The sequence below is a fragment of the Psychrobacter sp. bablab_jr014 genome (assembly GCF_016464015.1).
Classification (GTDB): domain Bacteria; phylum Pseudomonadota; class Gammaproteobacteria; order Pseudomonadales; family Moraxellaceae; genus Psychrobacter.
In genome coordinates, this window is the sequence record NZ_JACDXT010000030.1 from 31,080 (window position 1) to 44,433 (window position 13,354).

Genomic DNA, 13,354 nt, shown 5'->3' on the forward strand with positions numbered 1-13,354 from the left:
TTATCCTAAAATCTATTTTCTTTAATACCCTACTCTTAGCGTCTACAAATATTTCCTACAAACCCTTATTACTGATTGATGAAACTATCTAGCAGTAATAAAGGATTTATAAAATCAATGTTTAAGAGTCACTTTTATCTGTTACGCAGTGCTTTTGATACATTTGTTTCATTTTACCCATGTTAGCCACCATTGATTTCATAGCGGGATCGTTCATATCCATTTTGCTATGATCCATTTTTTGCATCATTTGCATATGCTTTTCCATTTTTTCACAGTTCATCTGATCTTTTTCAGCGTGCATTTTAGGATCATGTGCTAGAGCTGAGGTTGAAACGACTAGAGCGACGGCAGTGGCTACGATTGCTTTAGGTAAAGACTTTGATTTAAAGAGTGACATGGTTAATCCTTAATTGATTTAGTTGAGGGTACATAAAGCTTTAGGATATTAATTCAGTCTAAAGCATAACTTATTGATTCTGACAGAGAGATGACAGCAAGATGACAATATTGTCATCTTGCTACTTTTATATTTTAATGCTGCACGTATTCATTTAGTATGGCATCAGCATTTCTATCACGATCGCTACCATATTTTTTTATGAAATACTTTTCAGACTGCAGATGTTGATCTTGATGCTGAACTTGGCAAGCGACTCGTGCATCAACATAGCTTTTCATTTGAGCATCAGACATCTGCGCGTTATTGTGATCTAGATTTCTGGCAAACGTAGTTAAGTTATCGCAATTATCGATAATTGAAGTGCTTAGATTGGTAGTATGCGCATTAGCTGCTGATATACCGATAAGCATCGAAGCGGATAGCAGCACCACTTTTTTGAATGAACGATAGCTTTTCATATAACATCCTTAATAAATTATTAAATATTGAAACTAATTACCTGTAGTAATAATTCATAGTAGCTACTCGTATCAAGAATGAGCCGCTATGTACTATAGGTATAGATTAACAAACGAAGACTGACCATTTGATGACGAGCGCATGACATCTTTGTCAGATACCAGTCCGTTTTGTCATTTATATTGATTTGGGTATTATAAAATCATAATTATATTGAAGGATTACTATGAAAGTACTACTAGTAGAAGATGAATTAAAACTCGGCGAATATGTAAAAAAAGGCTTAAGTGAAGCAGGCTTCATTGTTGATCATCAGCTGACAGGTTTAGATGGCTACCATGCTATGATGACTGAAGAGTTTAGCGTGATACTCATGGATGTTATGCTGCCTGATGTTAGCGGTTTTGAGCTAGTACGTAATTACCGAGCGGCTGGCAAGCATACGCCAGTGTTATTTCTAACCGCAAAAGATGATTTAGATGACAAAATCAAGGGGATTGAGATTGGCGGTGATGATTATCTGACCAAACCTTTTGCCTTTGCAGAGTTAATAGTCAGGATAAAAAGCTTATTACGACGCGCCAATCAAGCCGACTATAAAAGTACGCTCATGCAAATAGCGGATCTCAAAATGGACATTGCCAAGCGCACTGTACATAGAGGAGACACGCCCATTAAACTAACCGCAAAAGAGTTCTCCCTATTACAGTTTCTATTAGAGCGCCGCGGTGAAGTATTACCACGCTCAATCATTGCTTCACAAGTATGGGATATGAACTTTGATAACGATACTAATGTGATTGATGTGGCAATAAGACGTCTGCGTATAAAAATAGACGATGAGTTTGATACCAAGCTAATTCATACTGTGCGTGGCATGGGCTACCGATTAGATGCTGTCGACGTTTCAGCTAGTAATAAAGCTGCCAGCGAAACGGAAGATAGCCAATATGATAAATAGATTGGACAATCGACGCTTACCCTTACTATGGCGAACTGTGTTTTTATTGACGATATTTGTCGTTTTATCGCAGTTGATAATCTATATCTGGGTACAGCACTCTGTTAAAGGCCATTTTGAGCAAATGGATGCTGAAATCATTACCCACGCAGCCTTTAATCTACGTAAGCGCGTAACAGAGGCGGATAACCAAATAGCCTCTCAGACACTACCTAAGCCTCAAAGTCCATCAAACACTCAACAACCGTTAAGCTCGAAAGCTTCTTCAAATCTACTTCCTACAATAGCCACAGAAAATGATGATCACCTGCATTCATCAGCGCTAGATTACGATCTAAAAACTATCATTGCTGATAAAGAGGGGCGATTGCTATCTAGTACTCCCAAAAACTTTGCTAATGAATTAAGTGCCGACTTTAACCTATTATCATTACAGCAAAATCATGATGACAGACAGTTTGTAATAAATATTAAAGACAGACGTTATCGAGCTATGGTTATTGGAGACGATGACATGCTTGCCCTTATCGCCTTACCCATTGACGTGCATCATCAGTATTTATTACAGTTTAACCGTCAAATTAGTCTGATCCTATTTGCCATCACACTACTGTTGGTTTCAATAGCAGCCTTAAGCGTGTATTGGGGTTTTGCCCCTTTATCCACTATCATGCAAAGGATGAAAGGTATTCATCCTGAAAGATTGAGCGAAAGAGTAATAGTTAGTGATATGCCATTAGAGCTAAGACCTTTAGCAGAATCCTATAACTCGATGATGGCTAAGCTTGAAAGCAATTTTGAGTCGTTGTCGCGATTTTCAGACAATATCGCGCATGAGCTACGCACGCCAATAGCGACGCTGATTACGCAAACGCAAGTCATGTTAAATAAGCCTAGAGAGGAAGAGGAATATGTCGAACAATTACATCAGCAACATGACACCTTAGAGCAATTATCGGCGATGATTAACAACATGCTACTGCTAGCAAAAACCCAAAAAGGACTGAGTGATTCGCAAGTGACTACTGTAGATACTGAGGTCCTAATCAATAAGCTGTTAGATTACTTTGAAATGATTGCCGAAGATCGTAAAATAACTTTTGTAAAATTAGGAGATTTTAAGGCAGTATTAGGCGATGAGGGTTTATTGCAAAGGCTATTTGCTAATCTGCTATCAAACGCGATCTACTACGCCGCTAGTAATAGTGTCGTCACAATATCAGCCACTGTCAACACTCCAAATACTTCCGTTAATAATTATAAGATGCTTGAAAACGATCAAAGTAACACTCAAACCGCGAAGCAATCTTGGCTAGAGATAACTTTTACTAACCTTCTAGAAAAACCTCTAAACCAAAGCGAAGCAGATCGATTGTTTGAGCGCTTTTATCGTCATGATAAAACTAGCCAGCACCATTCAGGATCAGGTTTGGGTTTATCTATCGTTCAGGCTATTGCTAATGCTCATAAAGGGACGGTCAATATCACTATCAAAGATGAGTATTGTTTTGAAGTTACTGTAGGATTATTGATTGCTAAGTAGCATACACCTCAATATCCTAGTGTTCAAAATATTAATAATATGTAGACCTACTATAGGTCTATTTTATTTTGATAAGTCGAAAAGGCTCTGAATGCTATTATTCATATAGTGTATAAGGCTAGATTATGAAGTCTAGTTTTCTTAGGTGATGTTGTTGATATGGGGGTTTGATAAAGGCGTACTTTACTAACTGCCACTTCGGGCATAGCCCTACGCCTTGCGTCACTAAAACAGTCTCCCAGACTGTTTCTTAACGTTCCTCATTCGCGAAGTACGCCGTCGCATTTTTTAGTATTTCACGCTCCTCTTCAGCCACTTTGAGCTGACGCTTGAGCTGCTTTATTTCTTGAAGAGCACTCATAAGGTCAGGATCATATTGCTCTGTGCCGACAAGCTTGCCTTGATTGGATTTGTTATTCCAGTTTGAGAGCGTTTGCATGGCAATACCAAGCTGCTTTGCAGTCGCTGAAATATTGCCATTATTATCTGCTATTTTCTTGACAGCTTCGGCTTTAAATTCGTCACTATAAGTTCTGATTTTCTTGGTCATGGTAAACTCCTGTTATTGTGCTTAGTTTACCAAGTTTAGCTCTACGTTTTATTCAGCATAGCTCAGGCAGCTTAATTCCATTTATAAGGTGTCTTAGGTTTGGGAGGGTTACCCATATTTATTTAATGTGTAAATATTAGCTAAATATTTACAAATAACTTCCCAGTCATAATAACTGTTTACTCTTAACTCATTAATATACATTTATTCATCCAGACAAAAGACTTCTTTTTTAGATTATATCAACTAATGATATTATTCATAGTAAACACTAAGCAGCTCAAACCTGATAAATGTAAATTAGCAGCCTAATATAACAAAAGATAACAATATTTTTTATGAATAATATATCTTCAGGATCAGCTATCTAACTCATAAGATTGTTGGTATAAATGTTGGTATAATAAAATTAATATTTATAAATATCTTTTAATATCAAAAACTTAATCAATAAGCATGGTTGATACTGGGCCCACCATATTCAAACCCTTACAAGCATTGACTTGTAAGGGTTTTTTATTGTCTAAAATTTATGTAAAAGCATGGATGTAATTAATTTTTTGATACTATCTTGATACTTTGACCTTTGTAGTAATTAAGGGGCTGTAGTAGATAATCACTATGCTAGACTACTTTTATGAAGAAAACCCTCCCTAAATTAGATACGCATAATATTCTACTGCTTTTCACAATATCACCATCTACAGTTTAACCTATCAAACGCTGTGCTAAAAAATTCACCAACACGCCAATTTTTACCACATTACGGCTAGTGGGCGGATACACCAAATAAATCCCGTCATCTGTCGCCAAAGACGGGGTCACTTGCCAATCAGACAACACCTGTACCAACGCCCCAGACTGCAACGCTTTCTCAATCAGCCAGTTAGGTAAATGGCTAATCCCTTGTCCATCAAGCGTGGCTTGTTTCAGCATTTCTATATTATTACCCATCAAATTCCCTGTCACCCGCAAACTTTGCGTTTTACCCGTTTGATGGAAATACCACTTTGACGCATAGCCTTGATACATAAACGGCAAACAATTATGCTCGGCTAATTGTGACGGTGTTTGTGGTGTTCCATGCAATCGTAGATAATCGGGACTCGCACATAACAGCCGTTGCTGAGAGGCAATAAATTTTGCTACCAAGCGGTCATCCTCCACACGCCCTAACCGCACCCCTACATCATATTTCTCATTAAATAAATCTACAAATTCATCACTGGCAAATAGCTCCAATTCAATTTTTGGGTATAAATGGGCAAATTCGGCAAGCAATGGGGCGATTTTTTCAATCCCATAGGAACTGGGAAAAGTAAGGCACAATCGCCCTTGTGGTTCAATTTGCTCCTCTTTAATCGCTTCATTTACCTGTTGTAATTCAGCTAATATCGGCTCGGTCTGTTGTAAATAACGCATCCCTGCATGGGTCAAATCCAAATGTCTGGTTGAGCGATTCAATAGCTTAACTTGCAAGGATTGTTCTAAGTTATCAATTTGCCGAGTGACAGACGACACCGCCAGCCCAAGCTGACTTGCCGTGGCAGTAAAGCTATTAGTATTCGCCACATGGTGAAAAATAGTGAGGGCATAGAAGTAATTGATGGTCATGGGTTTGTTAGCAGTTAAGTGTATTTTTGAATAAACATATTTTTGCAAAAAAAGCAAAACTGTTTCCAATTTTACCCCAATTGTCATTAAAAATAAAAGCATTATACTAGGACTATATTTTTTAATGCTTAATTTAACGGAGTGACTCTCATGACCACAAGCTCACAAACTGCTGTACCAAACCTCTCTGTTCTTGGACAAGACAATAGCCAATTATTTCACACCGCTCAGACGAATGAAAATATAACCCCGCAACAAAAACAACTACCCCCTCATCTTGCCAATCACCCTGCATTTAGTGAGGTGTTTCAAGCGGATAAACTCACCTTGGGATTGATTGCCCCGTTTAAAGGCTATCCCAATAGTCCGATTCCAAGCTTAGAAGACTTTGGGGAAACCGCTGTCTTAGCAGAACAGCTTGGATTTTCTGCACTATGGTTGCGAGATGTGCCATTTTATGACCCAAGTTTTGGCGATGTTGGACAAGCATTTGACCCCATGGTTGCCATGGGCTATTTGACTGCGAAAACCCAACGAATTGCGATAGGTTCAGCAGGCATCGTTGCACCTTTGCGGAGTCCCATTCATATCGCCAAAGCCTCAGCAAGTACGGCAGTATTAAGCAATAATCGCTTTATTTTGGGGATGTCGAGTGGCGATAGACCTGTGGAATACCCTGTGTTTCAGCAAAACTTTGACAATCGTGCCGAGCGTTTTCGAGAAAGTTGGGACATGATTCGTGCCTTAACCACCCAAAAATTTCCGCAGTTTAAAGGGCAACATTATGGGGATTTAACAGGCAATATTGGCTTTATCCCTACCCTTGAACAACGCTTACCGATGGTTGCTATTGGTCGTGCCAGACAGGAACTAGATTGGCTTGCTAATACTGCCGATGCGTGGATTTGGCATGGGGTAAACCCAAAAGATACCAAAAATATCGTGCAAACCTTGGCGGATTTAAATCAAGATGACGCTTGGCATCCTTTTGGTTATGCCAATTTTGTCGAACTTAGTGAGAATCCGAATGAGCCTGCTCAATTATCTCGCAATATTTATCTACGAGGCGGGGCACATAGTTTGCTGGAATTTTGGCAAGAGCAGAAAGAACAAGGCTTATCTCATATCACCATTAATTTAAAGCCTACCAAACGCCCTGTCAAAGAAACGTTGCAAGACTTAGCAGAAAATGTGTTAGCCAAATTAAACCAATAAAAATGGGGTATAAAGCCATGAAAACGCTTGTCATTGATACCACAATCAATGCCCATACTGAGTCATTTTCGGCTCAGTTACTACAACAAATCAAACAGCAATTTGCTGAAAGCACAACCTATTTGCCATTAAATGACATGGATTTACCTACCTTGGATAAGGCAACCCTAACGGTCATTTATAAACAAAAAGCAGGGGAGGCTTTGAGTGTGGCGGAGCAAGCTATCGCCGACACTCGGCAAGCGATGTTACAGCAGTTTAAAGCGCATCAAAAAATCGTTATTATCTATCCGATGTATAACTACAATATCCCTGCTCGACTCAAAGATTATATGGATATGGTGTTGGTGCCACGAGAGACTTTCCAGTACAGCGAGGCAGGTAAAATTGAACCCTTATTGACCGATAATAGAGCCGTGTTGTTTCTACAAATTAGTGGGTCGATGTTCTCATTGGATAAAGAATGCCAACAAATGGAATTTGCTTACCGTTATTTGGATATGATGTTTGCAAAAATGGGCTTTAAAAAACGCACCTTGATTCGAGCAGAAGGCACAGCCATTTGTGATAAAGAGGCAATTTTACAAGCCACACTAGAAGATTTTAACCAATGGCAAGTTAATTAAATTTTAGGGGCTGTAGTAGATAAGCACTATGCTAGACTACTTTTATGAAGATAACCCGTTGTAAACTAAGTAAAAAAGCACAGAGACGACTGTTAGAGTTTTTTACGGCTGAAGTGACTGCCAGAACAGCCGCAGATTTGCTTGATATTCAGCCTAATACTGCTGCACTTTTTTACCATAAAACAAGACTTGTCATAGACTACCATCTCTCGTTAGAAGCTGATGAGCTTTTTGATGGAGAAGTCGAATTAGATGAAAGTTACTTTGGCGGCGTACGCAAAGGTAAAAGAGGTCGCGGGGCTGCTGACAAAACCGCTGTATTTGGTATTCTAAAACGAAACGGTAAGGTGTATACCATTGTCGTAGCAGACACCAAACAGACTACTCTAAATCTTTTTTGTGTGAGAACTTAAAGATTAACCGTTCGCTATTTTTTTTGCCATCAATTTGTCGCCAATGTTCAACACGCCCTAAATTACGATAATTTTTGTCTTCTAAACCATCTCGGCAGTTGTACATTGGTCGAATTTGTTAGCCCATTTAATAAAGCAACGAGCAAAATCAAAAAAACGCCTATATATTGAATACCTGATAACATTTGATGCAGGAGCAACACTGCCAAAAATATCGCGGTCAAAGGTTCAAAGATAGTAAATACTGACGCGCGTGTGGCTGGTAGTTTTTCTAATGCTTTCATATATAATGCAAAAGGTGCAATCGTACCTACCAAAGATAAGCCCAGTACATATATCCAGCTAATAACGGGAAGCTGTATCAGCTTATAATAAGTTGTATACGTGGTAGGAATGAACAATAATACAATGCCACTGAACAAAATTGACGTAAAAAAGACAAGTGGTGCAGAGTGTTTATGATGCATGGCGCGTTTACCAAGCACACCATATAAAGAGTAACAAACGCCAGAAAGCAGCCCAACGGCAATACCCAAGTTCCCTTCAGTAGTGCCACCCATCGTAGTCATACCAACGCCAATCACTGCTACAACTGCTAACAATGTAGCTTTATAAGTAATTCGCTCATCTAATAATAGGTGCGAGAATATCAAGCTAAAGACTGGCGCCGTATAGAGTAATGCGACTGCTGTGCCTGCTCCCACATGAAGCACTGCAAATAAGTAGCAAACCGTCATACCCAGTACGCCAATTAGGGATTGTAGACCAAGCCCAAACCATTGACCGAGTGTTAGCCTACTTAATGGTTTCCAGATCTTAGGCAACATCGTTATAGCAATAATAGCTGCCGTTATGATACGCAATATCGTAATTTGCCAACTACTAAAACCTAATTGACTAAGATAAGTCGAAAATATACCAAGTGTGCCCCAACATATGGCCGCCATGACAATTTGTATGGTGCCAATCCATGGCTTGACATCAACCGCTATAGGTCTGGTTTTCAATACTTCCACGACTAGTCACCTCTATTATTAAACATAAAATGTTCGTAATATCATTGAGTAAATATAAAACTGGTACAAAATAACCGAGTGTTAATCAGCATTAGCTTATCTATACAACTCATACTTGCCAGCCTTACTGAATACGTAAACCGCTGAATTTATGACTATCAGTCAATAAACTCAGCGGTTAGTTTAGGCTCTGTTAAGTATTCATAAATATAAGTATCTATATCTAAGCGCTGACAGCTTCTTCTGATATGGCTTTGACTCTATTAGGAACCAATACACTAACGATCACGTAAGTGATGGCTGATGCAGCTGATCCGATAAGAGGTCCCTCTACCCAGCCGACAAGACCTGATGTTAAGAGATAACTACTGCAAACAGCACCGACGATAATAGAGGCAATAGCAGCCATCGTTGAGCCTTTATAAAAGATAGTCACCAAAAGTACACCAGATAGAGCTGCCATTAAAGTACCGCTAGAGAATATGCCTAGATAGCTAAGCATCGCTTCAGGTAAGAAGAAAGTACAAATGAAGGCGATAGCAGCCACAATAGCGACCCACAATCTATTCAGTTTCAATAGTTCAGCCTCAGTGCGAGGTTTATTGTCAAATACAGCCAAACGCAAATCATGTGAGGCAGCAGTTGATAAAGTATGCAAGATAGAGTTTGCCGTAGACTTCATAGCAAAAAGAATAAACAAAGTGATCACACTACCCACCACACTTGGAATAGCATTGGCTAAATACCAAGGCATTGCTTCATCGGGATTGATCAGACCTGGGTTTTTGATATGAACATATAAGCCAACGATAGGCACCAAACTCAAAACACACCCTAGAATGGCCGTATAAAAGCCTGTTTTGGCAATACTAATATTAGATTTCATCGCCAAAAAACGTACTGACATATAAGGCAATGCAGTACTAAAAATAAGCGCATAGACAAATACTAGAAAAACAGAAGCTTTGGCATTACCATATGGGTTAGAACTCTCTGGATTGACAAGGTTTGGATCTATCGCATTCAGCTGCGTCATCATATCTGCTAACGGAATGTCAGTGAACACCTGAACCACTATATAAATGGCAGCAGTGGTCATCCCAATCACCATAAAAGTATCAGTCCAAGCAACAGCGAGCAATCCGCCTGCCATGGTATAAACAGTAATAATCACCAATAAAAGCGCAGAAGCCAGAAGAGGTGAAATACCGAGCCAGCTACTACCCAACATACCAAGCGCTCTAATCTGAGCCGTCAAAAATACGGTCAAAAATATAATCATGCCCAAAGACGTGATAATACGCAAAGTGCGAGCAGATATTGAATTTCGATCATTACAGTGCAAGTTGACAATAAATTCAGGAATGGTACTACTACCCATCTTCATGGCTCTATTACGCAAATAGACCGCAAAGAATAATACGGCGACGACCATGGCTGGTGCAAAAAAGAAATTACCTAAAAGCTCAATCGTCCCATATTGGTATGCGGCACCAGGTGAACCCATAAAGCCCCAACCACTAAACCCAGTCGCCACGACAGTACCTGCTATAACAAAAGGCCCTAATGAGCGACCGGCTACTAAAAAACCACTTTCCTCATCTGCTGACATGACTTTTGACGCTTTACTAGCCAATACAATGAGAAGTGCAATTGCTGCTAACAATATCATCCAATTAATAAACATGTCGATTCCTCGTATCATTTACTACATTACTTGTTATGACGCTCTACGAAGAAATAACTCACTGCCAGTAATAGCGTCAGTACATTAATGGTCAAAAACCAAAATAACGTCCAGCTGTTAAGAAACAGGTCCATAATGTTATTTCCTTAATAAGTAAAATATGAAAATAATTGCATTGTGCGAGGCGCATCATCATCTATATTGGCGGGCTTAAAATAAGAAACTTATTCATGGTAGCCCACTCAATATAGACAGTATTTATTGATGACACTCCCCTACATTAACGACCGATAATATTATGCTCAGGGCCGTACTTAAAGCCTGTGATATTATCAGCGCCCGTCTCATTGATGACTAAAATGTCATGCTCTCGATAACCGCCAGCACCCGGCATGCCCTCTGGAATCATAATCATCGGCTCCATAGAGATGACCATACCTGGCTCAAGCACTGTTTCAATATCTTCACGTAGCTCAAGTCCTGCCTCGCGTCCATAATAATGGCTGAGCACACCAAAAGAATGTCCATAACCAAAGCTGCGTTTTTCTAATAAGTCGTATTTTGCATAAATTTTATTCAGCTCATGTGCGATATCGCAGCAGCGCACGCCAGGTTTTATAAGCTCAAGACCTGCTTCATGCACTTCACAATTTATCTGCCAGTAGCGTAGTGAATCTGCATCACATTTATCCAAGAACAATGTGCGTTCAAGCGCGGTATAGTAGCCTGCTATCATAGAAAAACAGTTAAGACTCAAGATATCACCCGACTGGACACGACGATTGGTTACTGGATTATGGGCACCATCCGTATTAATACCTGACTGAAACCATGTCCATGTATCCATGAGTTCTACTTGACCAAACTGCTCCCCAATAGCCTTCACCATCGCTTGTGTAGATGCCAAGGCAACTTCGTATTCGGGCACGCCATCATAAACAGCCTGTACCAATGCCGCCCCACCAATATCACAGACCTGAGCGCCCTTTGTTATTAGCGCTATTTCTTCAGAGGACTTAACCATTCTCATGGTCATACATGCTAGGCTAATATCAACAAACTCTACATTGGGTAAAATAGCTTTGAGCTTAGCAAAGCGATCCATTGGTAAATGATCAAACTCAATACCTACACGGCCGTGATGAGGAAGTTGTTGAGCAACGGCTTTGAAATAGTTATCACGCTCCCAATCAGTGTAAACAATATTATTGTCGCCCACAGTACGCCGCCAAGGCTGTCCACCATCGATATTGGCAGAGATTGACACGACTTCTTTTGAAGTAACGACTAGTCCATAAGGTCGCCCAAAAGAGCAATATATAAAGTCAGAGTAGTAATTGATGTTATGTATCGAGGTGAAAAGCGCCGCCACAATGCCATGATTATCTAAATACTCACGAAGTTTCTCATGACGATTTGCATATTCTTGATGACTAAAAGTCGGTTGCACTTTCTGGCCGTTTTTAATTTCGATTAGACTTGGGAGATGCGGATTATCTAATGAGCCATCTAAAGAGGTTAGGTTTAATGAATTCATCGATTTTCGAGAAAAATCTGTAGAAGATAACGCGCTAGTAAGGTCTTTTAGTGCTGACATGGAACGTCTCCAAAGTAGGTAATAATTAACTGAGAACACGTTCGATAATAGAGGTAAAATTAATAAGGTATTTTTTCATAAGCGACATTTTATGTTTATAATCGGACATATGGACAAACAACTTAACATTAGCCAGAACTTTAGGTATGTTCTAAAGGCGACAAAAAATGACTCAGATAACGGAAAAGATGATAGACAAGCCTAGGCGTATTGGGTTTCTACTGATTAATGGCTTTACCATGCTGGCGTTCAGCAATATCATTGAGCCACTTCGAATGGCGAATTATGTGAGCGAGCAACTCTTATACTCGTGGGTGGTGGCAGGGTTCGATGACAATAAAACCAGTAGTAGTAACGGTATTAAGTTAAGTCATACTGCACCACTCGACTACTTATTAACCTGCGACTTGGTATTTGTATGCGGAGGACACCAAACAGATTACTTGGAATCTAGTAGGCTCATTACCTTAATTCAGCGATTGGCAGTACGGGATATTGCACTTGGCGGTTTGTGTACAGGAGCGCTAGCATTGGCTGCTGCGGGCTTACTTGAGCAGCAAGCAGCCTCATTGCATTGGGAGAACATCAGCGTAGCCCAAGAAAACTATCCAGGTGTTATTTTTAATGACCAAATATTTACAATAGCACCGCAGCTATATTCTTGTTCAGGTGGAGCTTGCGCATTGGATATGACTTTACATATCATCAATAAGCATCATGGTCATCATATCGTTTCCAAGATACAAGACATGTTTATTATCACCTCTATACGTGAGCCTACTTATGTACAGCATATGCCCAAGCCAAAAATACTGAGCAGTAGCTATACCAATGTAATAGATGCTATTGCATTGATGAAAACCAATCTTGAAGAGCCTTTAAGCGTTAAGGATATTGCCCATCATCTTGGATTATCAAGTAGACAATTACAGCGCATATTTAAGAAAAATTTTAGTTGTTCACCGCAACAGTATTACGTGCGATTGCGCCTTGAACACGCCAAATATATTCTTAAACATACTACGCTGCCTATTAGCCAAATCGTACTAGCAAGCGGCTTTATCGATAACAGTGCATTCTCTAGCGCCTTCAAAAAAAACTATGGCATGACACCAAGCCATTACAGGCAAGAGAATCAGCTGATATAACCTATTTCTTATTGACGCAGTAACTAGGATGGATTAACGGTATTCTTTGACTACCCTAAAGACATCAGAAAATCACTTTATGATTATGTTTGATGATCGTGTTAGTAAGCCTTTAATCTAAA

Annotated in this window: 11 protein-coding genes and 2 pseudogenes; 6 read left to right on the forward strand and 7 right to left on the reverse strand. The window is 39.6% G+C overall.

All coding sequences use genetic code 11. The features are described 5' to 3' along the window. Positions 1-121 precede the first annotated feature (121 nt). Positions 122-400, reverse strand: coding sequence for a hypothetical protein (locus tag JIE71_RS07990; RefSeq protein ID WP_199508203.1), 279 nt, complete (start codon positions 398-400; stop codon positions 122-124). 134 nt (positions 401-534) lie between these two features. Continuing rightward, entirely contained in the window at positions 535-861 is a 327-nt protein-coding gene (locus JIE71_RS07995; RefSeq protein ID WP_093068413.1) for a hypothetical protein, read from the reverse strand. Positions 862-1,088: 227 nt separating this feature from the next. Between JIE71_RS07995 and JIE71_RS08000 the strand changes: the two genes are divergently transcribed. Together JIE71_RS08000 and JIE71_RS08005 are read left to right on the forward strand one after the other, a co-directional pair. Further along, positions 1,089-1,823: a heavy metal response regulator transcription factor gene (locus JIE71_RS08000; RefSeq protein WP_025645672.1), complete on the forward strand. Its 735-nt coding sequence runs from the start codon at positions 1,089-1,091 to the stop codon at positions 1,821-1,823. Beyond that, positions 1,813-3,366 (forward strand): ATP-binding protein, encoded by a 1,554-nt coding sequence (locus JIE71_RS08005; RefSeq protein WP_199508204.1) that lies wholly within the window; start codon positions 1,813-1,815, stop codon positions 3,364-3,366. Before JIE71_RS08000 ends, JIE71_RS08005 begins: the two co-directional genes overlap by 11 nt. Before the next feature lie 286 nt (positions 3,367-3,652). Here the strand turns inward: JIE71_RS08005 and JIE71_RS08010 are convergent. Next, a pseudogene (locus JIE71_RS08010) lies at positions 3,653-3,916 on the reverse strand (transposase); the annotation flags it as partial. Positions 3,917-4,624: 708 nt separating this feature from the next. Beyond that, on the reverse strand, positions 4,625-5,632 hold the full coding sequence (locus JIE71_RS08015) for a LysR family transcriptional regulator (RefSeq protein ID WP_199508205.1): 1,008 nt from the start codon (positions 5,630-5,632) through the stop codon (positions 4,625-4,627). A gap of 48 nt (positions 5,633-5,680) precedes the next feature. On the opposite strand from JIE71_RS08015, the gene JIE71_RS08020 reads away from it, so the two are divergent. The 3 genes and pseudogenes from JIE71_RS08020 to JIE71_RS08030 form a co-directional block, all read left to right on the forward strand. Beyond that, positions 5,681-6,745, forward strand: a complete 1,065-nt coding sequence (locus JIE71_RS08020) for a TIGR03571 family LLM class oxidoreductase (protein WP_199508206.1) — start codon at positions 5,681-5,683, stop codon at positions 6,743-6,745. Positions 6,746-6,762: 17 nt separating this feature from the next. Then, the gene (locus JIE71_RS08025; RefSeq protein WP_199508207.1) at positions 6,763-7,371 is read left to right on the forward strand and encodes an FMN-dependent NADH-azoreductase; all 609 of its coding nucleotides are present in this window, start codon (positions 6,763-6,765) and stop codon (positions 7,369-7,371) included. 44 nt (positions 7,372-7,415) lie between these two features. Beyond that, positions 7,416-7,760: pseudogene (locus JIE71_RS08030) on the forward strand (transposase); the annotation flags it as partial. Positions 7,761-7,846: 86 nt separating this feature from the next. Here JIE71_RS08030 and JIE71_RS08035 read toward each other — a convergent pair. The 3 genes from JIE71_RS08035 to JIE71_RS08045 form a co-directional block, all read right to left on the reverse strand. Then, positions 7,847-8,800, reverse strand: a complete 954-nt coding sequence (locus JIE71_RS08035; RefSeq protein ID WP_323126920.1) for a DMT family transporter — start codon at positions 8,798-8,800, stop codon at positions 7,847-7,849. Positions 8,801-9,023: 223 nt separating this feature from the next. Next, positions 9,024-10,487 carry a sodium:solute symporter family protein gene (locus JIE71_RS08040; RefSeq protein ID WP_199508208.1) on the reverse strand — a complete coding sequence of 488 codons (1,464 nt, stop codon included), beginning with the start codon at positions 10,485-10,487 and terminating at the stop codon, positions 9,024-9,026. A 280-nt stretch (positions 10,488-10,767) separates the two neighbouring features. After that, a complete protein-coding gene (locus tag JIE71_RS08045; protein WP_199508244.1) occupies positions 10,768-12,024 on the reverse strand; it encodes a M24 family metallopeptidase in 1,257 nt (418 codons plus the stop codon). A gap of 227 nt (positions 12,025-12,251) precedes the next feature. Between JIE71_RS08045 and JIE71_RS08050 the strand changes: the two genes are divergently transcribed. Next, positions 12,252-13,232, forward strand: coding sequence for a GlxA family transcriptional regulator (locus tag JIE71_RS08050; protein WP_199508209.1), 981 nt, complete (start codon positions 12,252-12,254; stop codon positions 13,230-13,232). The last annotated feature ends 122 nt before the right edge of the window (positions 13,233-13,354 follow it).

Bases quoted from the DNA above. Each gene is read 5' to 3' on its own strand.
- JIE71_RS07990 (WP_199508203.1), bottom strand. From the start codon at position 400: ATGTCACTCTTTAAATCAAAGTCTTTACCTAAAGCAATCGTAGCCACT.
- JIE71_RS07995 (WP_093068413.1), bottom strand. From the start codon at position 861: ATGAAAAGCTATCGTTCATTCAAAAAAGTGGTGCTGCTATCCGCTTCG.
- JIE71_RS08000 (WP_025645672.1), top strand. From the start codon at position 1,089: ATGAAAGTACTACTAGTAGAAGATGAATTAAAACTCGGCGAATATGTA.
- JIE71_RS08005 (WP_199508204.1), top strand. From the start codon at position 1,813: ATGATAAATAGATTGGACAATCGACGCTTACCCTTACTATGGCGAACT.
- JIE71_RS08015 (WP_199508205.1), bottom strand. From the start codon at position 5,632: ATGCTTTTATTTTTAATGACAATTGGGGTAAAATTGGAAACAGTTTTG.
- JIE71_RS08020 (WP_199508206.1), top strand. From the start codon at position 5,681: ATGACCACAAGCTCACAAACTGCTGTACCAAACCTCTCTGTTCTTGGA.
- JIE71_RS08025 (WP_199508207.1), top strand. From the start codon at position 6,763: ATGAAAACGCTTGTCATTGATACCACAATCAATGCCCATACTGAGTCA.
- JIE71_RS08040 (WP_199508208.1), bottom strand. From the start codon at position 10,487: ATGTTTATTAATTGGATGATATTGTTAGCAGCAATTGCACTTCTCATT.
- JIE71_RS08045 (WP_199508244.1), bottom strand. From the start codon at position 12,024: ATGAATTCATTAAACCTAACCTCTTTAGATGGCTCATTAGATAATCCG.
- JIE71_RS08050 (WP_199508209.1), top strand. From the start codon at position 12,252: ATGACTCAGATAACGGAAAAGATGATAGACAAGCCTAGGCGTATTGGG.